Here is a 21,382-nt window from a genome sequence, read left to right on the forward strand (position 1 = left end):
ACGCCGCCAGCGTTCGTCCTGAGCCAGGATCAAACTCTCCAATAAAGAGTAAGATTAGCTCTTAAAGTTTTAAAACTTGATTTAAACGTTGACGTTTTTGCTTTGTTTAGTTTTCAAAGAACTATTTTTCAACAGATTCATAATATAACATTTTACAATCTAGCTGTCAAATGCTTTTTAAAAAAACTGCTGATGTCTTAGCGACAAATAATATAATATCAACTTCATTTTTATTTGTCAATCAGTTTTAAAAAACTTTTAATAAAAGTACATATTACTAGTCTATTATTTTAAGAGAGCAACATACTCTGTACACTTAAAAAGCAGATCCGTGAATACAGACCTGCCAGTAAACCATTTATTCCACTATTCTACTTTGATTTCACCGCTTCTCCCCTTGTACCATTTACAAAACTCGTTAGTTACCTCTTGGGGAACATCCTCTACCCCTGCATAGTAGACGGGCTTTGCCCGGTTGATCGTTGTTATTGATGCAAGTCCTAATAGTTTTTGAATGATATTCCTCGATACTTTTACCTCAATGACCTTTTCTCTTTTGGAAATAAATAAAGTAGTAGTCAGACTCCCTTTTTTAAATTGAACAAAACAATCGTTCAAAACATATCGGGTATGCAAGAAATCCAGTAATCTTGCTATACCAATAACAACTAATAAAATAGCAGGTATTATCCACCAGGCTTGCTCCATATTTAGAATAATAGGTTTGAAATAATATAGGACAGCAGCTGTTAAAATCCAAATCCAGCTTGGCCACAGCAAGCGTACCCACAAGGATGTTTTCGGAAGTCTGACCATTTTTTCAGTTACCTTATATGTTGGCAAAATGTCTGAAACAATCTCATATGCACGTTTAATAGGCAGGTATGGATAAAGAGAGTTGATTTCGTGTTTATCTTCCCCAAAATCCAGACTTCCCGCACTGGTCAATTTCACTTCAGCGAGTCCGAACAATCTTTTTAATATTGTTTGTTTAATTTCTATCGCCTGCACTTTTTCTTTTGAAATAGAAAAGGAAGTTTCATTGATTACTCCTTTTGTTATATAAATTCGATCAACATCGGAGGAAATTTCATATTTTCCATATTTCAAAAATGTCGACACAATACCAAAAGCTGCAGAAGCAACGACAAGGAATATAATGATGCCAAAAACGAGCCACCAGGAGCTAAAAATTTCGGAAATAACCCCTTCTGCCTCCTCTTCCACATGGAAGATATCATTTATTTTGAAATATAGAGAAGCAATTAAAGGAATAAGGAGGAGAAAGCTAAAAGATGTAAAAGAAGCTTTTAACGTATCCTTTTTTGTCGGTTTAAAATGCATGACTCGAGTTGAACTTACCTTTGAGTCATCCTCTTCAGGGGGAAATGTTTCCATATTCGCATCACTTTCCTGAATGGAGGGTAAGTCAATGTGTACAGTGCTAGACAATTGCGCCTCCATCCGATCGGCTTCTATCCTTGAAACAACTTCGAATTTTACCGCTGCATCATCCCCTTTAATTCCTGTCTCAAAACTAATAGAAGTCACTCTAAATATCCGATGGAATAAAGCAGTATGCCGATTGATGTTTTGAATCTTTGAAAAAGGAATAGATCGCTCAGATTTACTAAAGACTCCTTTGTAAAGATAAAATGATTTATTATCAAATGCATATTTAGTGGTGAACCACTTGATAATTATCGAAATAAACGTTATTACGAAAGCTAGAATGAAAATAACCTTACCATATTTAATAAAGGCTGAATCTGAACCTGCCTTGATTACAAATAAAAAAACCACAAAGAAAATGGAGTTCTTTATTAAATTCATTAGTTGAAAGATCATAAGTAAAGGGTTATATCTTTTTGCAGGAATCATGATTCCACTTCCTTTACTTTTGCAAATTGAGCAATTTGATTCCTTAACTCAACCGCTGCCTCCTTTGGAAGTGCAGGAATTGTGTACGATGATGCCATTGTTTCCACTGACACTGAATAGAGGCCGTACCTTCTAAGCAATGGTCCATGGGTAGTCGCTACTGATTGTATTTTCGTCATAGGAATAAGTTGGTGCTTTTCATTTAGGGCACCGTATTTCAATTGCAGAAATTCTTCATCCACCTCATAGCACCATGTTTTATATAGAAGAAAAGGTTTAATAAATGACCCAACTGCCAACAGCACAGAAATACCTGCAACCCCAATTAATATCCATCCAATCCACTCTTTCCATGAAAATAAATGATCTAGGTAAAATAAAACAGCAAGTATGATGAATCCAATTACATTTTCAATTACTCCGCTAATTATCCATACTTTAACCGCATCTTTGGATAATCGATTTTGAGGTGAGGGGATATGAGAATTCATAAGTCCGCTCCTTTCTTTCTAATCTAGCTGAAACTCTCTAGTCTTATATACGATTAAAGAAAGAAATGGTTCTATTATATTTTTAGATGCATAGCAAAATTTGCAAAAGTTTAATGCAGCAAAATAAAGAAGAAAGAAAAAAACAATGACCAGCAAATCTGAATCTGCTAGTCATTCCTTGTACAAACAAAATTATATTATCCTTAAACATCCCGCTTTTTATACCCTATAAAGCCCACAGCTATTGTTACAATAGCAATGATAGTAAGGATGACTACCTTCATATAATCTAATTCTTCAACAGGCAGATTCGGTATATGATCGTAAGGCGAAAGCCTGCTCATCCATTCTGGGAGTTGAAGTAACCCTCCTAAATACACGACAAAGAAGGAATAGGCTAAGTAAACCCATACTAAGCCAGACAGTTTTGGTGCAATTCCAATCAATAATACTGCCAATCCAATCATAATCCAAATCGCAGGCAGATAGACCATTGCTGCACTATAAAGCCTGCCAAACGCAATCCCTTCCTCCATAACCGAATTCCCGACTGCTCCTAATCCAATTGCCGCAAGCGACAGCATAACAAATCCACAAACAATGGATATTAATAAATAACTCCCCATCAGGCGTATCCGAGAGACAGAACGACTTAGCAGATGATCTGTTCGATTCTTTCTTTCTTCTCCTTTAAGCTTTAACATTGCCATCAAGGGAGGAATTGTACAAATCATTGAAATAACTGACATCAGCATCGTTAAAAACTGCTCAGTTAATGTGAATCCTTCACTAGGAGTTACTAAATTTTGCATTATATCATTCCCAGCGAAAAAAGATTCTAAATCTCCTAAAACAGATCCGTATGATGCACCAAGGATCAACATTCCTACAGCCCATGCAACTAGCCCTGTACGCTGAAGCCTAAACGCTAGCCCAAGCGGACTAAGCAAAAAGGAAGACGCCTTTTTCTTGCCAGGCTTTGCTGGTAAAAACCCTGCCTCTAAATCACGAGTGGCATTCAAATAAAGTGAAAGGACAACCAAAATAAATGCCACACTGACCGTAAGTAAAATCGGCGACCAGTAATTATTTACAAATACCTCTGAACCTAAAACCCAGCCTAATGGAGATAACCAAGAAAGAGCTTCATTGCTGACATCACCTATGGCACGAATCAAATAGGCTATAAGCAAGATTGTAATTGAAAATCCTATTGTCCCTCGAGAGCTTTCTGAAAGCTGGGCAAACAATGCCGTTATGGCTGTAAAAACAATTCCTGTAGCTCCTAACGCCGCACCGTATAAAAGAGAACCTTCTAAATCCATGCTTTCAATTCCTAAAGCAGTCAGTCCAAAACCAACAATTAATGCTAATAGCACATTCGTCCCAACTAAGACTAGAATTGTTGAAGTTAGATTAGCTAACCGTCCAGCTGGCAGAGCTCGAATCATTTCAATCCGGCCATCTTCTTCATCTGCCCGAGTGTGGCGCACAACAAGTAATATACTCATGATTGCCACTGCCATCAATGTGAAAAGCAGCATCTGGTGAGCCATCATGGCACCGTTTGTATAGTTTTCTAGACCGTATCCTTGACCTACCATTGCCGTCATAGCTGGGTTCTTCATGGTATCAGCTAGCGCCTGTCTTTCTCCTTCATTCTTATATAAATCTGTAAATGCTGCTGCAACGATAATCGTGAGAGCCGATAATGAAATTAACCACACAGGGATACGAACTCGATCCCTTCTTATTATCAGTCCAGAAAGAATCCTTGTATTTTTATATAATTGCTTTGACATTACTTAGCACCTCCAACTCCCGTTTTCAGAGTTTTGCCTGTACCCTCATAATGACGCATAAACAAGTCCTCTAAAGTTGGCGGTGCACTTTCTAGGGATAGAATGCCGAAGTTGCTTACATGCTTAATAACATTATCCAACTCTTCGGCATCTACTTGAAAGACAAAAGCATGGTTTTTCTTCTCTATGCCATGTACACCACTTATTTCATTTAAACCAGTAAGAGGCTGTTTTGTTTCAACAACCAAGCTAGTTCTTGTTAAATGGCGCAACTCATTCAATGTACCTGTTTCAATTATTTTTCCATGTCGTATAATTCCTACCTTGTCACATAATCTTTCAACTTCAGACAGAATGTGGCTCGATAGGATGATGCTCTTCCCTGCACTTTTCGCTTCTAATACACACTCCTGGAATACTCTTTCCATCAATGGATCGAGCCCTGATGTCGGTTCATCTAATATATAGAGATCCGCATCTGAAGAAAAAGCAGAAATTAACGCAACCTTTTGCCGGTTCCCTTTTGAATACGTTCGGCATTTTTTCGAAGGGTCTAAATCGAATTTACCTATTAGTTCTTCACGTCTGCTGCTTTTATTATTTGACCCACGTAATTTTACAAAAAGGTCAATTACTTCGCCCCCTGTCAAGTTCGGCCACAAATTTACATCACCAGGAACATAAGCAATCCGTTTATGGATATCGACAGCATCTTCCCATGCATCCAATCCAAAAATTTTCGCTTCTCCATCAGTCGCTTTCAAAATGCCAAGAAGGATCCGTATAGTCGTAGATTTCCCAGCACCATTAGGACCAATAAACCCATAAACCTCCCCTTCATTTACCTCAATATTCACTCCATCTAATGCAGTAAATTCCCCAAACCTTTTAATTAAATTTGTTGTTTTTAATACACTCATTTCCATCCCCCTCGTAAAATTATGAAATATTTTAATCATTTTAGTTCATAATATATATAAATAAGCTCCTTGACAATAGTTTATGAACTATTCTATTTGTTTTATTTCATAAATTTCATTAAAATGAACAGGAGGTGAAAGAAATGGACGGGTTTGAACGACGCAGAGAACAGAAGAAAATGAATATATTAGAAGCAGCTTTAGCTTTATTTATGGAATATGGTGTTCAAAAAATCTCTATTGCTGAAATAGCAAAGAAAGCAAATGTATCCCAAGTAACGATATATAATTATTTTGACAGTAAGCATAATTTAGTTCGTGAGGTGTTTCTTTATTACGTAGATAAGGCAATGGATGAATTTGATCAAATACTTAATGGTGATATTGCTTTTCCTGAAAAAATTAAGCAGATTATTTTCACTAAAAAGGAAACTGCCAATCAGATTCATGAAGATTTTTATCAATATCTAATGAAGGAATATACAACAGGGGTCAATTATATTGAGAAAATGTATGTAGAACAAATCATCCCTCGCTTAATTGATCTTTTTAATGAGGGGAAGAAGCTAGGATACGTGGATCCGAATGTATCTAATGAAGCCATTTTATTTTTCATTCAAGCGGTCCATGAATATATACAACGAGAAGATGTATATCAAAAAATTCTCCCGCTGACTGAGGATATAATGAGACTTATGTTTTATGGAATCGTGGGAAAAAAAGAAAATTAATGCGCAGGATATAACAGATTAAAAGGAGCACGATGGAAAGACTTCATGCTCCTTCTTGATGATAATATCCTAATTCATCCTCATGTTAATCTAATAAATTGTTTGTATTTTTCCGCATCCCACCTTTCACACTCTACAATTAGTTTCGTTCCATCGTCCTCATACTCACTTAATAACACATGACTATTCTCATTAAAATATGAAACGATCTCACCTTGTGCATAAGGAATGAGGAATTCACATTGAATAGAATCATTGTATATCTTTTCAGAGATTAGTTGAGTAATTTCATTGAGACCTATTCCTTTTTTTGCAGATAGATACACACAGTTTTGTTGAGTAAATGGATATGCGGCTTCTGTTAAGTCAGCTTTATTATTTGCGTAAATGACAGGAATTCCTTCAATTCCAATTTCTCTTAAAATTTCATTTGTCAGCCTTTTTTGCTCCTCATGATTTGGATTGGAATAATCCAAGACATGAATAAGTAAATCAGCTTCACCAACTTCTTCAAGGGTCGAGCGAAATGCCTTTATTAAGTGATGGGGAAGCTTATTAATGAATCCCACTGTGTCAGTTAATAAAAAATTTTTATTTTTTGCTAGTGTAATCTTTCGTACGGATGTTTCCAGCGTAGCAAATAGCATATCCTTTTCAAAAACTTGCTTATCTTTCCTCTTATTATATTTTTCCAGCATCGCATTCATTAATGTAGATTTACCGGCATTGGTGTACCCCACTAATGAAACTACTGGAATATTATTCTTTTTACGCAGCTTTCTTTGCGTTTTACGCTGGTTTATTAATTTTTCAAGTTCTTTATTGAGTGCCGTTATTTTAATCTCAATTTTCCTCCGATCCAGTTCTAGCTTCGTTTCACCTGCTCCTCTATTCATCAACCCTGCACCACCGCCTTGACGTCCGAGTGATTGGTGCATGCCGACCAATCGAGGCAGCATATATTTCAGCCTAGCCACTTCTACTTGCAGCTGAGATTCCCTTGTTTTCGCCCGGTTAGCGAAGATTTCCAATATTAACATCGTGCGATCGATTACCACACAGTCAAGCTCTGACTCTAAATTCCGGATTTGTGAGGGAGACAGTTCATCATCGAAAATAACAATATTTGCATCCTTTTCATTTAAAAGTGAAAGTAGCTCTTCAACCTTTCCTGCCCCTATATAATGCGACTTATTTAATTGCTGTAAATTTTGAGTCATCTCACCAGCAACTTCCACATCACATGCCCCAGCTAGATTCGCTAACTCCTCCATCATATATTCAAAATCTGACTGCGTGCTATTTAGATTCACACCAACTAAAATGGCCTTTCTTTTCATAAATGATTTCCTCCATTTCAAATAAAATAAAATAAAAAGCACAGGCAGTCTGCCTGTGCTTAATTAGTAAACGGAAATGGATATCTCTAAAAAAACCACAAAGATAGTTGTAAACAAAATCAACAACTGTCCTAACGGTAAGGTGGAAGGTCCTTCACATAAAGAATGGTGCACCGAATTTATCCCTAATATGAAAGAAACTTAAGCTTAAATTTTCTAGCTAAAGTCCTGCTATCATTAAAGATAAATATCATGATATTAGATGAATTTTTTTATTTTAAAGACAACAAAAAGAGAGTGAGTTCGTCCTCACCCTCCTTTTTACATATGCCGTAAAATAAGGTTTCCTTAAAAAAGGCAGACCAATCCCGTTTACTCTGCGCACAGGCAGAGCCTTGAACGTATTCAATTACTGGTTCAAAGTTTGGAATCGAAGTCTGTTATCTAACACTAAGGAAAACCTCCATTCATTATAAGTAACATTATCATAACATGCCAAAGCAGCTATAACAATGCAAAAATTCAAAAATATTCCAAAATCACAAAAAACGAAGCTTAACTAATCAAACGTTTGATTAAGATGTTTGCGATGATATTATGCTTTCTCCATCTTTACTTTAAACTTGTTATTCAATGCACGTTTTTGCCATACAATTGTCGTTACTAACGTGATCACTAGAAGGATTAAACCTAAAACAAATGGATAAATTATTTTAACATCGTATAACAGTCCTGCAAGCGTCGGTCCTAAAACATTCCCTATGCTCATATAAGCGTTATTCATTCCCATAGCAAACCCTTGCTCGTTACCTGCCAACTTAGAAATAAGTGTATTCAAAACAGGGCGAAGGATTGAGGTTGCAAGGAAAATTAATAGTGTAATTGCAAAGAATAGCACATAGCTGGATGCGAATAACGATAGAAGGAAACCGAATGCAGCTACACCAATAAACATAGTCAATACTGTTCCTTCACCAAAACGGCTTACAATGCGATCGACAATAAATAGCTGAACGATGACACTGATAATCCCCGTAGAAGTAACCATAATGGCAATATCCTGTGGAGAGGCACCAAACTGATTATCAACAAATAAACCAAGAACTGATTCAAAGGCCATTAAACCAAAGCTCATAACAAGTGTAATGATAAGCGGAATGAAATAAGGCATCTTTACAGAACGAACCATTTTTCTTGCCATCGATTCATCCTCAGGTATATCACCAATAGCTCCCGCCTGCTGGTCATGTTGGCTTTCTTTAAGAACAATAACTGAAAAAACGACTGCTACAAGTGATACGACTGCTGAGATCAAGAAGGGCATTTTAAGTCCAAAATCAGCTAAAAAACCTCCGACTCCTGGTCCAATAACAATCCCAAGTGACATAGCAGCTGAAACTAAGCTATTCCCCTTTGCTCGTTGATCCATTGTTGTAATATCAGCTACATAAGCGAAAATTGCAGGTACTAGCAAGGCTGCTCCTACCCCGCCAATAAAACGGGAAATATACAACCACCAAATAGAATTAGTGCCGTAAAACACAAACATGGAAGCCGTCAATCCTATTAATCCATATATAATCATCTTTCTTCGGCCATATTGATCCGTCCATTTCCCCGCGATCGGAGAGAAGATCAACTGTGCACCTGCGAAAATAGCAATCATTAACCCTGCAGCAGTCCCCCCTTGATTAATTGACTCTAAGTAAGCTGGGAGAATAGGAATAATGATCCCAAAGCTGCCGATGGCAATAAACATATTAATCATCAATATGGTCAATTTTTTCCTTTGATCCTTTGTCATTTAGAGAACACCTCTTTCCCTTTAAATTATTCAAACGACAAGTTTTTTAATCTAAATTATAATCCCCTTACCACTTTAAGAGATTGATAACATAATTTTACAGACGCTAAAAAGAAAAAATCATATCACGATAAGCAAATGATGTCAATACAATCAAATAAAATTAATGAAAATATTATTGCGAATCCTTTATTCCAATCAGCATTCTATTAATCAAACGTTTGATTAATAGATATATCCGTTATAATTCCGAAAAAAAAAGGGATTAGACCAGCCTAACCCCTTTCTCTTATTGAAAATTTTAAAATACTCTTCAATTATTCAGACTTTTGAACATTCAATGCACTTTGAACCTGGCTTACAGCCGTTTGTGCTTGCGCTATTTCTTCCGCAGCCTGTTTAAGCGCCTGTTCAGCTAAAGCTGGGTCTGAAGATGATTTTTCAATTGCTTGGTTTAATAACGTTTGTGTTAATGTTACATTAGCTTTTGCTTGATTTAATTGATTGACATCCATTTGTTGAGGCACTCAAATCTCTCCTTATCAATTGAAATTACCTCTATATCTTAACCGAACAAAAAACTTTTATTATTAGTAAAAAACACCATGATTTAATCTATATACATTTTCCTAAAATCGGGAATAATTTCTCAAAGGATTGAACATTCCCTGCGACTCTTTCCTATTTTTTTGCTACTCTTTTTTTCATGAATAAAACAGCAAATACAATAACTGCCAGCGCTAAGAACGCATAAACAAAGTTTGAATAAATATCCATGTACTTCACGATGGTTTCCCATGAATCCCCCACTGCTGCACCGACATTCACAAGAATCACATTCCAAACCAACGTTCCTAGAGTGGTAAATAAAAGGAATACACCAAAGTTCATACCGGACATTCCTGCAGGTATAGAAATCAAACTTCTTATTAATGGGATTAAGCGGCAAAAGAAAACAGTCCATACTCCATATTTATCAAACCATTGATCAGCCTTTTGAATATCCTTCTTCGTCAGCCGAAGAATATGTCCCCATTTTTCTATGATTTTTTCCATTCTATCTACATCGATCAGACGGCCAATCCCATAAAGGATAACCGCACCAGCAACTGAACCAATAGTGGAAAAAGCAACTACTCCCATAACAGTTAACTCTGAATTTGTTGTCATAAATCCGCCAAATGTTAGAATAACCTCAGATGGAATTGGAGGGAAAACATTTTCCAATGCAATCAGCAGTAATATCCCCAAATATCCGAATTCATTCATAATATCAGTAATCCAGTTTTCCATTTATGACACTCCCCATAAAATTTCCTCTTCGCTTAATTTATCATCTAACATTCTCTTCTAACTTTCGATAAATCATTGCATCAAATAACTTATACACAAAAAACAATCCTACAAATCCTAAACTATAAGCAATAAGCATCGATTCAACAATTAGCATGAGGGTAGATGAAGTAAATAAAGTAATCCAGAATACCCCTATAACTATAAATAAAGCAAAGGCTAGGATTGACCAACCAAGTAAATAATAATGAGCATGCAAATTAAATAGTAACGTATTTTTCGATAGTGATAAAATCTCTTGAACTTTAAAATGGGTAATTGCCTCTATTGAAGCTTCTTCTTTTGTCCTTCCTTGCTGAATTAAGTCTTCGGCAAAGTCCTCTAAATAAGCTTGAAGCTCCCATTTATCCTCCTGGCTTAACGCAAGCTGAGCAACATAAGCATGAATATTATTTTGTTTTTGGTACATTACATTCATTCGAATATGGCCAATATAATTGATGGCTCCCCATAAAACCGCAATGGTAAAAGAGAGAAGATAGCCAGTGGTTACTATAGCCGAATCAATTAAAAAATCAGCACGATCAATATAAAATATCAGAAAGCATAGTATCATGGATAGCAGCAGAATCCAACTATACTTTATATCATTTAAACTAAACATTTTCCGAATAAACTGACTCATTCCTTATCCTCCCTCTATATAAACCGATCAACCATCTCAACAGTTTGCTTCCATTCATATATAGACTTTTGCAATAGATCCAAACCATCTACGGTTACAGCATAGTATTTGCGCCTTCCGCCATGGCTTTCATTGCCCCAATAAGAAGTGATTGCTTGCTGTTTTTCTAATCGTTTTAATGATAAATATAGAGTAGCTTCCTGAATTTCAAAGGTTCCTTCTGTTCTTTCCTTTATCGCCTTTGAAATCTCATAGCCATAATTCTCCTTTTCTTTAAGAATAGAAAGAATAAGAAGATCAATCGTTCCTTTCAGCATCTCTTTATTCAAAATCATGACCCCCAAAATTACTTAATAAAATTAAGTACTTAACAATCATAAGTTATATTACTTAAAATAGCAAGGTAAAAGAAAAATAGAATCGCCCTACTTAGCGTCGTATGACTGGACGTCTCCTGACTGAGATAAAGGAAACACGATGAACAGAGTGATTCAATGCTGACTTATCGTAGGGAAGGATCGGAAGTACATTAGTCGCTGGGCGCTGGAACTAGACAATTCCCAGGCTCAAAAGACAAAAAATCCACTGCTCTATTTTCTAGAACAGTGGATTTTAATTGATTGTTATTGATTTCATTCAAACTTTGTCACCGCGCATCTGACCGCGCTGATTAATCTTGTGAACCTAGAACCTCTTGTTTCTGCTCTACTTTCATATTATAAATTGGCAATATAAATAACAAACCTATAATAAACAAGATCGCTGCTGATTCAAAGATGGCAGTCAATGAGAATTGTTGCTTTAAGATTCCTGCTGCACTCATGGTTAAAACCATGGAACCAGTGAACAGCGGACTTAATATTCCGTTAACCCTGCCAATAAAGGCTGATTCTGTTCTCTGCAAGATCATTGTGTTAATCCCGATCTGGATACATGGAAGCATTAATCCATTTAAAAACTCTGCACCAAGTGTTAACCAAAGATTTGTTGATAACCCCATAGCCGCCAGGCCAATTCCATTCGCAAGCATTCCAAAAATTAAAAGCTTCTGGGGTGGGACTTTTTTCGCAAATATCATGACTCCTGCTCCACCGATAATCATGCCAATTCCATTTGCAGTAAGTAACCATTGAAGATTTTCCTTTGGTAAGCCTAATTGTTCAGTAACTAGAAAAATAGAGAGAGGCTGAACAAAACCAAGTCCAAGTCCTGCTGCTAAAAAGCATAAGCCTAACTGGCTTAATTCCTTCTTATTCAACACATACTTAATGCCGCTCTTCATTTCCTCCCATAGTGAAGTCGTACGGTTCTCCTCTTCCATGACGCGATCTTGAGGAAGGAAAGCTAAGGCTGCTGCTGATAGCAGGAATGCCATCCCTGTAATTGCAATGGAAATATTAATGCCAAATGCTTGAAATGCAAATGTTCCAAGAATTGGACCTAACACCATAAATACAGCAAATACCGTTTGATAGACAGACATCCCCGCCTGAATTTGTTCTTCCGGTAAATGCATCTTAAACAGCTTCATTCCAGAGGGCTGAGAAAATTGCGACAGAATGGCAGATAATAATGTTGCGAAAAACACAACCTGCCATGTTCCGAACATAAGTGTTACTAATACTGCAAATACAGATATAGCACTTAAGATATCACACCAAACCATTGTTCTTTTCGGACGCCAGCGGTCAGCAAATGTTCCACCGATAAATGAAAAGATAAAAATGGGCGCAAACTCAGCAACAGAAATCATTGAAACTGCAAAAGGATCTCCCTTTGTCTGCTCCATAACAAACAGCAGAACCGCAAAGTTCCTCACCCATATTCCTATTTGCAAAAACAATCCCGACATTATAATAGCCTGGAAAACCCGATTGCCAAACAGACTAGGTGAACCGCCAGCTAATTGATTTGATTCCAAAATAAAACCTCCTGTCAATATTCTAGACAGGAGGAGAAGGTACAATACAACACCAAAATGGCATAATACCCCTTTAAGAAGGGACACAATGAACATATCGTTTGTATAAAAATGTACAGACTAATCCTATCTAGAAAAAATGAATCGTATTGTAAACGAATTTTTTCTTAACAAATAGGATTAATTGTTCATTGTTCCACGGACACCCTTCCATTTTTTGATATTTACATCATAATTGAAAAATTTTGGGAACACAAGGTTTTTCTTAGCCTATTTTTTTACATTTTTTCTCGAACTAAAGCTTCCACTCACACTTCATATATAATTGATTTTCCTTTAACTCCGCAGTTAGACTCCCATTCATCTTCACCATTAGACTTTTTGCTATTGATAATCCCAAACCTGTACTTTTTTCTGATCGTGTTTTATCTCCTTTGTAAAACCGATCAAAAAGCAGATGAACTTCTTTTTCGCCTAGTTGATGAACAGGATTGCTTATAATCAGTTGAACTGTTGAAGAATACTGATCAAGCTGTATTCCTACATTTCCTTTTGAATGTTTTACAGCATTAAGCACTAAATTTTCAATCACACGCTTAACTGCAGACGAATCCGCCTGAATTCGAATATCTTTTTCTGGAATATGAATAGATGGCTCTACTCCCCTTTGGTTAAATTCCTCATAAAAACCAGCCAAAACCTCAAAAGCCAAGTTATTCAACGAGATTGTTTCAGCCTTCAATGGATAATCAGCAGACTCAATGACCGATAACTCAAAAAAATCTTCTAATAAAACCTTCAGTCTTAGTGCCCCATTTTTAACAATTCCTAAATAAGCTGATCTATCCTCTAATGTTTGTTCATCAGATTCCAAAAGCTGAATATACCCTAAGATAGAGGTCATCGGCGTCCGTATATCATGTGAAATATTGGCAACCGCCTGCTTTAACTCATTCTCTGTTCGCATTTTTTCTGCATTTGCCCTTTGTATTTCATCAATTTGATCATTGATCTCTATTGCCAGCCCTTCAAGATCCCTATCCAAAAAGGTAAGATCAATCTTTTTGCCCGTTAGTCCGTTGTTCAGTTCGTTCAATTGACGCGCTATACTCTTTATCTCCATTTTCAAACGATAGTAGCGAGTGAGAAAAAACAGGGCGGCTGCCGTACAAATAATCATAATAAAGTACATGATCTCACTCGCTTTCATCGTTATTTTATTTCTTTCTTCTGAAATACCAAACTGCCTATTAATCCAAAAACTACAAAGGTTATGATTGGAACAAGCACTAATTTCAAAAGTATGCCATTACTTATATCAAATTCACTGATTTCTAAAAACAGCTTGAACACTGAGTAATTAAAAATTTGTTCAATGAATGAAAATTTTTGACTTAAAGCGTAGAAGATACTATCAAATAGAATGAAAAATAGAATGAGAAAGCCGATCGTTTTGCCGCTATCAGTAAATATAATTGATACTACAGCCATAATGGAAGCAAATGCAGCTGCATAGAGGAGGGTTAAGCCGAGAGTTCGTACAACATAGTCCATTGCTGGCATATCATTAAAACCTGATAAAATAGCTCCAACTATCATTATGACGATTGGGAAAGTTAGTGAAATGATCACTGCTCCAATAGAAAAGATCATCAATTTTGAAAAGTAAATTCGGAATCTGCTATTTCCTGAGGCTCCGATACTTTTCATTGTACCAAGCGAAAATTCGCTAGAAATAAAGAAACCTGCAAGGATACATGGGACAAGTTTAACGATGTAACTATTGCCGCCAAGTGCCGTATAAGCATACAAATCTTTCACTGAAACAGCATCTGCGCCAAATACTCCATCATTAAAAAAGATTAGCATTGGATACAGAATTCCTGATGCAAGTAACCCTAATATTAATGTCCAAAAGGAACGATCCTTCCTTAACTTAAATAACTCTGTTTTCACTAAATTATCCATGCTGAACACCTCCAATCCGATTGGAAAAATACGTTTCTAAATCTTCCCCCATCGGCATGAATTGCTCAATTATTAACCCTTCATCAGCAAGTGTCTTGGAAACGCTGCCGGGAGAATCTAGATAGTCAAACAGCTTAATGGTCCCTTCAGGCATAACTTCAAATTGAGTTGTCCTAAGCTTTGTTTCAAAAATGGCGGCTGCTTTTTCTGGATCATCCACTTTCACATGAATGTATTGCTGGCATCTCTCATTAAGTTCTTTTACAGTCAGCTGCTCCAGCAATTCCCCTTTATGAATAATTCCATAATGGGTCGCAAGTAAATGAAGTTCACTTAATATATGGCTTGAAATCAAGATCGTAATCCCATATTCCTGATTTAATTTCTTCAATAGCTCTCTAATTTCTACAACACCCATAGGATCTAATCCATTTATCGGTTCATCAAGGATCAAAAATTCCGGGTCTCCTAATAAGGCAATTCCCAGACCTAGGCGCTGTTTCATCCCTAATGAAAAGTTCTTTGCTTTTTTCTTCCCTATTCCTTGAAGACCCACAAGAGCAAGCGTTTTTTCCACACATTCCTTTCCAGGAATACCTTTTAAAAGCCTGTGTGCTTCAAGATTCTCCGCCGCTGTCATTTGTGGATACAAGGCAGGACCTTCGATAATTGTCCCAATCCTTTTTCTTGCCTGAATTATCTCCTGCTGACTGCCTTTTCCAAATAACTCGATGGAGCCGCTTGTCGGATACGCAAGCCCAGTTACTACTCTTATTAGAGTGGACTTTCCGGCTCCATTTTGCCCGATAAATCCATAAATGGAGCCCCTTTTTATTGTAAGATCAATATTATCAAGGGCAATTTGCTTCTTATATCTTTTTGATAAGTGGTTGGTTCTAAGAACATATTCGTTCATTTTTTTCCCCTCCCTCATGTGATGCTTTTAGTATAAAAAGGAAAACATAAGAAAGGCTTAAGATGTTCCTTAAGAAAACCTTAAGATTTTAATCGATAGCCCATTCCCCAAATTGTCTCGATATATTCTTCATGCGGATTGGCCTTGGCTAGTTTATTTCTTAAATTACTCATATGTACATTAATCGTATTATCATCGCCATAATAAACTTCATTCCACACAGCTTCAAATACGTTAGCTTTTGTAAACACCTTCTTAGGCGAGGACAGCAATAGCACTAAAATCGCGTATTCACGTGCTGTTAGCGCAACCTCTCTTCCATTTACCCTCACTGCTTTTGCTTCCGTATCAATATAAATATCTTTATGCTTCAACTCTATTCTTTTCAGCGAATCCATTGAACGTTTATATCTCCGTAAATGGGAGTCAATTCTTGCTGCGACTTCCTCAATATCGAAAGGCTTCGTTATATAATCATCTGCTCCAGTTCTTAATGCTTCTATTTTCGTTTGCTGCTCCAATTTTGCCGAGATAATAAGGACCGGAACTGAACTTTTCTCACTAATATTCGCTAGAATTTCTTCTCCATTCATCCCAGGCAGCATTAAATCTAGCAGAATCATATCCCACTCTTGTCTTTCTAAATAAATCATCGCTTCTGTACCTGAATAAGCAGGCTGTGGGAAATACCCGCTCCTTTTGATTATGCTGCATAGCAATTGACTAATATCATTATCATCTTCGACTACTAAAATGTTTATCTCTTTATCCATCTATCTTCACCTTATTTCTATGTAAAAAATAAATTGCATGTCTGAATAAATATATAAATTTAACAATGAGTAGCATTCTTATTATTATATTTGGGGTCATGGGTATAAGGTAGCTTTACCCTACTTCTTATTTTACTAGGACTTGCTTGCGGACAATATAAAATATTTGAAAAGCTGGAGTAAAAAACTAAACAGCTTTTTATATTTACGGCAACTATGCTTATTCTTAGCATAATTAGGTTGTATATCCAATACTTAAATATGCCTGAACAGCCATTTGAACCGATGATTTTATTAAGTGAAGATGGCTCCCTTGATCAGTCAAGCAGGTTTCTCCAAATCGGACGGACCGATTATATCAGAATTTTGCTCTTGCTCCTACAAACAAAAATCGTCCAAACCATTCTTAGCCTCCTTAAATATTATGGGCGAATGGCATTCACAAACTATTTTGGGCAAACAGCTTTTATCTTACCTTTTGACAGGATGGTTCATTTCATAAGCAATCTGACTTATGTCCAAACGCTTTATGTATGCTTAGCTATTTATGCTATTCAAATCCTTTTCAGTGTTATTTGGCTGAAATACTTTAGGATGAGACCGCTTGAATGGATTTGGCGTATAATTACGTATTGGCACACAGTTCCTTTGAGAAAACCTGTGATTCAAGAAAAGCATGTTCAAAACCACGGGAGCTTATAGAGTAAAAACACCAGCTCTTGATGTAAAAAATATGGCAAGAGAATATTTTCTCCCGAAATTAGAATAAGAAGCAGAACAAAAAAACGGACTCTCCTTTAATCGGAAGTCCGTTTTATTTAGCCTATACAAATCGAATCCAAATGACGTTCTAACACACGAACGATTCGCTCCTTATCAACTCGCTTTGGCTCAAGCAATGCATGAAGCGCGATCCCATCAATTAAGGCATACAATCTTTCAGTTTCTACAGCTATATCTAGTTCCTTCCGAAGGAGTCCATACTGTTCCATGGAATCAACTAGTTTTTTTATTCCGTTAAAGACGCCATCATCCTTTATATTAAAGATGTCTTCCTTATGTCTGGCATGGGCAATAAAAGCAAACCAAACCTCCATTTCGGCCATTGTTTCCTCATTGATAGGGACCATTTGCAATAAAATGCTTAAAATCATTTCTTTTGGCGGCAAATCCTTCTTAGTTATTTCATTAATACGTACAGTAGCCTGTTCCTTCACAAGATCCATCGCATACACAAGCAATTCATCCTGTGTAGAAAAATAATGACGCAGAGCTCCAAGCGATAGCCCTGCTTCCTTTGCGATATTCCTAACGGTCGCTCCTTCCATCCCTAGGTTTAAGATGACCCGCCATGTTGCTTCAGCTATTTGTTTTCGTCTTTTTTCATGATCCACAATTTTTGGCATAGTATTATTTTATCAATGAAAAATTAATTTTTCAATTATATAATACAGTTGTATTAAATAAGGCAGCATGGTAAAATCTTTTTATATAATACAGTTGTACTGGAAAGAGGTGCTCGTTTGAATTTCCTAGCATGGATGATTATCGCATGTGAAATCGGCTTCTGGGTCGTTATTGCCTTAGGTTTAGTCATACGCTATGTATTCAAGATGAATAGGATTGGATTAATATTTTTAGCCTTAACACCTGTTATTGACTTAATTTTATTAGTAACGACAAGTATTGATTTATACCGTGGAGCAACTGCATCAAGTATTCATGGGATTGCAGCCGTTTATATAGGTGTATCAATTGCCTTTGGTAAAAGCATGATTCAATGGGCAGACGAGCGATTTCAATACTATATTACAAAACAGGGACCGAGGCCGGCTAAACGTTATGGGCTGGAATATGCAAAGCATTATCTTAAAGGCTGGGGCAGGCATGTCATTGCATTTCTCATCGGAGCAGGACTTCTTGCTGGGATGATTTATTTTATAAATGACGCCTCCCGAACCGAAGCATTAAGCGGGATATTAAGGTTATGGTCTATTATTTTGGGGATTGATTTTCTAATTTCCCTTTCCAACTTTATTTGGCCGACAAAAGCAAAGGTAAAACAAATACATTCAAAGGACCGATAAAATACAAGCGGGTATTCCACTTTTGGAACATCCGCTCTTTTCAATTAAACAATAAAATAAGCAATAATCGATAAACAAATAGAGGTAATCCCCATGGCAATTAACGGCTTTAATGCTTTCGTACGCAGATCGTGAAGGCTGACATTCAATCCAAGTCCGACCATTGCCGCCGTTAAACACCAAGTAGTAAGATTTGTTACTCCATTTAAAAACATTTCCGAAACAGGAATGTACTTGCCAAACACGTAGCTGCCGATCACACTCATGATTATAAACCCAATGAGGAACCATGGAAATTCAATCTTGGTATCTGAATTTTCCTCTCCTGTGTTTTTCTTTTTCATCATATACATAAAAATAAAGCATAATGGAACGAGCAAAAATACCCTGCCTAGTTTTGCAAGCAAGCCGATAGCGAGTGCATCCTGTCCACCGGGTGCAGCTGCTAATGCGACATGAGCGATCTCATGCAGGCTTATCCCTGACCAAATGCCATATTCACTTGCCGTTAATGGAAGGACAGGGCGTAGAATCGTATAGCCAATCGCAAAAATAGTACCTACAAGTGCAATAATTCCAACACCAATGGCGGTATCCTCATCCTTGGACTTGATAATCGGAGCAATAGCCGCAATGGCGGCAGCACCACATACCCCTGTTCCTACTCCAACAAGCAGTGAAATATTCTTATCCGCTTTTAATAGGTGCGCCAGCCAAACGGTAAACAAAATGGCAAAAACAATGACACCAGCATCACGGATAAGTAATCCAAGACCATCCTCTAACACCGTCCCAATATTAAGCTTTAACCCATATAGGATAATCGCAAATCTTAAAAGTTTCTTTGAAGAAAAACCAATGCCGGCACGTAAAAGCTCCGGATATCCAAAAATATTTCGGTATAATACTGCAATTACTATGGCGGAAGCAAGTTGACCAACATGGTCAAACCCAGGTAATTTTGCTAATAAGTATCCTAATAAAGCGATCAAAAACGTAAACGCAATCCCACCTGCCCATCTTCCGGCAGAGGCATTTTTTTTATCTGGCTGAAGCGGTTCTTTACTAGATGAATTTGTATTAGCTGCTTGTGCTGACATTCCATCACCTCCAAAACTGTTTGTAATCTAAGCATAATGTTTTCTTTACTATAAGAAAAATAATAATTTATAATGCTAATAATAAGTAAAACACATACCAAGTGGAGATGATGAGTTGGACCAACATTTAGCTGTCTTTATCACTGTAGCGGAAAAGCAGAACTTTTCACGTGCAGCAGAAGAATTACATATGACTCAGCCTGCCGTCAGCCAATACATTCAAGCTTTAGAACGTACAATGGGCACCAAATTATTAGAACGAACCAATAAATATGTTCATTTAAATAAAGCCGGAGAAATCGTTTACCATCATGCTAAAGAAATATTAGGGCTCTATGGGAAAATGCACTATTTAATCGATGACCTTACAAATAATCCAAATGGACTGTTATCCATCGGAGCAAGCTATTCTTTCGGGGAGTATGTTTTGCCCCACTTAATCGCTGACATGCAAAAAAAGTATCCTCAAATAAAACCTGCTATCACCATTGGAAATACAAAGGAAATAGCTGAACTCGTACTTGGTCATCAACTAGATGTCGGCATTGTGGAAGGACAATACAGGGAGAAAAACTTAAAGATTGAGCCTTTTGCTGTAGATAAGATGAGTATCGTCGCCTCTCCCAAAAATCGATTATCACACATTGAAGGCGAGGTATCTATTAGAGACATTGAGAAAGAAATATGGATTGTAAGAGAAAACGGATCAGGAACAAGGGAGGCGACTGAGAAACTGTTTAACCAGCTTAACATCGCACCTAAAAAAATATTAGAATTTGGGAGTACACAATTAATTAAAGAATCTGTCGAGGCAGGCATTGGCATTAGTCTATTATCTGATTGGGTTATTCGGAAAGAAAGAGACTTCGGCTCATTGGCAGTTATCAAAGTGAAGGGGTTGTCTCTTACAAGAGAATTTTCAGTTGTTCTGCGCTCTCCCTTCCAAACAAAGGCATTGTCTGTATTTTTAAAGCTATTGAAAGGGTAAAATGAGTAAAATGAAAAAGCTGATAAACAGCTCTATATGCAGCCTTTTATCAGCATACTTATGATTACATATGAAAGCTAGCTAAAATCAGGTGATTTATAAATCATTGGTTTTCCGAAGCTAAAGTCATGTTCAACCATATTTTCATTTACCTGATGCGGATAGAAATTAAGCTTTCCTTTATAAATTAATTCAAGCTCGTTCACTGCTAGTAAATCTTGGGGGGTGCACTGGCTTGGGGATTTTTCGAGCATCCCTCTTTTTTCATTTAATATAGTTGCAACAAATTGTGAGCAAAAGAAAGCATTTTTTCGTTTAAGATTATATTTAAGCATAATAGCAATAAGTCCTAAGAAGTTATATTTATATAGTTCTTTCTTTGCTTCTATTTCTCTAACCTTTTTTTGCATTTGTTCATATTCCGCTTCTGATAAGGAATAGCTATATACCTCACATCTCGCTTTTTTAAATAATCCTTCCGCAATTCTTTCTCTTACAAAACCCCCAACAAAGGGATTATAAGGCTTCTTGCGCCCGAAGCTGAATATATTTGTTAATTGTTTATCAAATGAAATCGATACATGGTTTAATGGCTTCTTCGTATATAGCTTGATTAATTTTGTGAAAAGTGTTCCAGTATCTGTAAAAATGATATAGATCTTTTTCTCCTCCATAATCTACC

Annotated in this window: 22 protein-coding genes; 4 read left to right on the forward strand and 18 right to left on the reverse strand. The window is 36.7% G+C overall.

All coding sequences use genetic code 11. The features are described 5' to 3' along the window. Positions 1-366: 366 nt before the first annotated feature. The 4 genes from ASU02_RS21210 to ASU02_RS21225 all read right to left on the reverse strand — a co-directional run bounded on the left by ASU02_RS21210 (position 367) and on the right by ASU02_RS21225 (position 5,094). On the reverse strand, positions 367-1,881 hold the full coding sequence (locus tag ASU02_RS21210; RefSeq protein WP_057767368.1) for a PH domain-containing protein: 1,515 nt from the start codon (positions 1,879-1,881) through the stop codon (positions 367-369). Beyond that, entirely contained in the window at positions 1,878-2,372 is a 495-nt protein-coding gene (locus ASU02_RS21215; RefSeq protein ID WP_057767369.1) for a PH domain-containing protein, read from the reverse strand. The genes ASU02_RS21210 and ASU02_RS21215 overlap by 4 nt, the downstream gene beginning before the upstream one ends. A 203-nt stretch (positions 2,373-2,575) precedes the next feature. Then, a complete protein-coding gene (locus ASU02_RS21220) occupies positions 2,576-4,174 on the reverse strand; it encodes an ABC transporter permease (protein ID WP_057767371.1) in 1,599 nt (532 codons plus the stop codon). Further along, positions 4,174-5,094, reverse strand: a complete 921-nt coding sequence (locus tag ASU02_RS21225; protein ID WP_057767373.1) for an ABC transporter ATP-binding protein — start codon at positions 5,092-5,094, stop codon at positions 4,174-4,176. The genes ASU02_RS21220 and ASU02_RS21225 overlap by 1 nt, the downstream gene beginning before the upstream one ends. 143 nt (positions 5,095-5,237) lie before the next feature. Between ASU02_RS21225 and ASU02_RS21230 the strand changes: the two genes are divergently transcribed. Continuing rightward, positions 5,238-5,825, forward strand: a complete 588-nt coding sequence (locus ASU02_RS21230; RefSeq protein WP_057767375.1) for a TetR/AcrR family transcriptional regulator — start codon at positions 5,238-5,240, stop codon at positions 5,823-5,825. A gap of 80 nt (positions 5,826-5,905) precedes the next feature. On the opposite strand, the gene hflX is transcribed toward ASU02_RS21230, so the two are convergent. From hflX to ASU02_RS21285, 11 genes are all read right to left on the reverse strand, one after another. Further along, complete coding sequence (gene hflX, locus ASU02_RS21235) at positions 5,906-7,165, reverse strand: GTPase HflX (RefSeq protein ID WP_057767377.1); 1,260 nt, start codon at positions 7,163-7,165, stop codon at positions 5,906-5,908. A gap of 595 nt (positions 7,166-7,760) precedes the next feature. After that, on the reverse strand, positions 7,761-8,969 hold the full coding sequence (locus tag ASU02_RS21240) for an MFS transporter (protein WP_057767379.1): 1,209 nt from the start codon (positions 8,967-8,969) through the stop codon (positions 7,761-7,763). A 317-nt stretch (positions 8,970-9,286) separates the two neighbouring features. Then, on the reverse strand, positions 9,287-9,484 hold the full coding sequence (locus ASU02_RS21245) for a hypothetical protein (RefSeq protein WP_380000889.1): 198 nt from the start codon (positions 9,482-9,484) through the stop codon (positions 9,287-9,289). Between the two features lie 166 nt (positions 9,485-9,650). Next, positions 9,651-10,262 (reverse strand): DedA family protein, encoded by a 612-nt coding sequence (locus ASU02_RS21250; RefSeq protein ID WP_057767381.1) that lies wholly within the window; start codon positions 10,260-10,262, stop codon positions 9,651-9,653. 40 nt (positions 10,263-10,302) lie between these two features. After that, positions 10,303-10,947, reverse strand: a complete 645-nt coding sequence (locus tag ASU02_RS21255) for a hypothetical protein (RefSeq protein ID WP_057767383.1) — start codon at positions 10,945-10,947, stop codon at positions 10,303-10,305. 14 nt (positions 10,948-10,961) lie between these two features. Then, complete coding sequence (locus tag ASU02_RS21260) at positions 10,962-11,282, reverse strand: PadR family transcriptional regulator (RefSeq protein WP_408607303.1); 321 nt, start codon at positions 11,280-11,282, stop codon at positions 10,962-10,964. A 335-nt stretch (positions 11,283-11,617) separates the two neighbouring features. Next, positions 11,618-12,868, reverse strand: a complete 1,251-nt coding sequence (locus ASU02_RS21265) for an MFS transporter (RefSeq protein ID WP_057767387.1) — start codon at positions 12,866-12,868, stop codon at positions 11,618-11,620. Between the two features lie 295 nt (positions 12,869-13,163). Next, positions 13,164-14,060, reverse strand: a complete 897-nt coding sequence (locus ASU02_RS21270; RefSeq protein ID WP_057767474.1) for a sensor histidine kinase — start codon at positions 14,058-14,060, stop codon at positions 13,164-13,166. Positions 14,061-14,080: 20 nt separating this feature from the next. Beyond that, complete coding sequence (locus tag ASU02_RS21275; RefSeq protein WP_057767389.1) at positions 14,081-14,836, reverse strand: ABC transporter permease; 756 nt, start codon at positions 14,834-14,836, stop codon at positions 14,081-14,083. Continuing rightward, positions 14,829-15,752, reverse strand: a complete 924-nt coding sequence (locus tag ASU02_RS21280) for an ABC transporter ATP-binding protein (RefSeq protein WP_057767392.1) — start codon at positions 15,750-15,752, stop codon at positions 14,829-14,831. The genes ASU02_RS21275 and ASU02_RS21280 overlap by 8 nt, the downstream gene beginning before the upstream one ends. Before the next feature lie 80 nt (positions 15,753-15,832). Further along, positions 15,833-16,525, reverse strand: coding sequence for a response regulator transcription factor (locus tag ASU02_RS21285; protein WP_057767394.1), 693 nt, complete (start codon positions 16,523-16,525; stop codon positions 15,833-15,835). A gap of 285 nt (positions 16,526-16,810) precedes the next feature. Between ASU02_RS21285 and ASU02_RS27420 the strand changes: the two genes are divergently transcribed. After that, the gene (locus ASU02_RS27420) at positions 16,811-17,227 is read left to right on the forward strand and encodes a DUF418 domain-containing protein (RefSeq protein ID WP_408607304.1); all 417 of its coding nucleotides are present in this window, start codon (positions 16,811-16,813) and stop codon (positions 17,225-17,227) included. Between the two features lie 116 nt (positions 17,228-17,343). On the opposite strand, the gene ASU02_RS21295 is transcribed toward ASU02_RS27420, so the two are convergent. Further along, complete coding sequence (locus ASU02_RS21295; RefSeq protein WP_057767398.1) at positions 17,344-17,931, reverse strand: TetR/AcrR family transcriptional regulator; 588 nt, start codon at positions 17,929-17,931, stop codon at positions 17,344-17,346. Positions 17,932-18,048: 117 nt separating this feature from the next. On the opposite strand from ASU02_RS21295, the gene ASU02_RS21300 reads away from it, so the two are divergent. Further along, the gene (locus tag ASU02_RS21300; RefSeq protein WP_057767400.1) at positions 18,049-18,612 is read left to right on the forward strand and encodes a hypothetical protein; all 564 of its coding nucleotides are present in this window, start codon (positions 18,049-18,051) and stop codon (positions 18,610-18,612) included. Positions 18,613-18,656: 44 nt separating this feature from the next. Here the strand turns inward: ASU02_RS21300 and ASU02_RS21305 are convergent, their stop codons facing one another. Beyond that, positions 18,657-19,712: a YeiH family protein gene (locus tag ASU02_RS21305; protein WP_057767401.1), complete on the reverse strand. Its 1,056-nt coding sequence runs from the start codon at positions 19,710-19,712 to the stop codon at positions 18,657-18,659. Positions 19,713-19,827: 115 nt separating this feature from the next. On the opposite strand from ASU02_RS21305, the gene ASU02_RS21310 reads away from it, so the two are divergent. Next, a complete protein-coding gene (locus ASU02_RS21310; protein ID WP_057767403.1) occupies positions 19,828-20,700 on the forward strand; it encodes a LysR family transcriptional regulator in 873 nt (290 codons plus the stop codon). Between the two features lie 77 nt (positions 20,701-20,777). Here ASU02_RS21310 and ASU02_RS21315 read toward each other — a convergent pair whose 3' ends face one another. Further along, entirely contained in the window at positions 20,778-21,374 is a 597-nt protein-coding gene (locus tag ASU02_RS21315) for a hypothetical protein (protein ID WP_198317474.1), read from the reverse strand. Between the last annotated feature and the right edge of the window lie 8 nt (positions 21,375-21,382).

Source organism: Cytobacillus praedii (assembly GCF_001439605.1).
Classification (GTDB): domain Bacteria; phylum Bacillota; class Bacilli; order Bacillales; family Cytobacillaceae; genus Cytobacillus; species Cytobacillus praedii.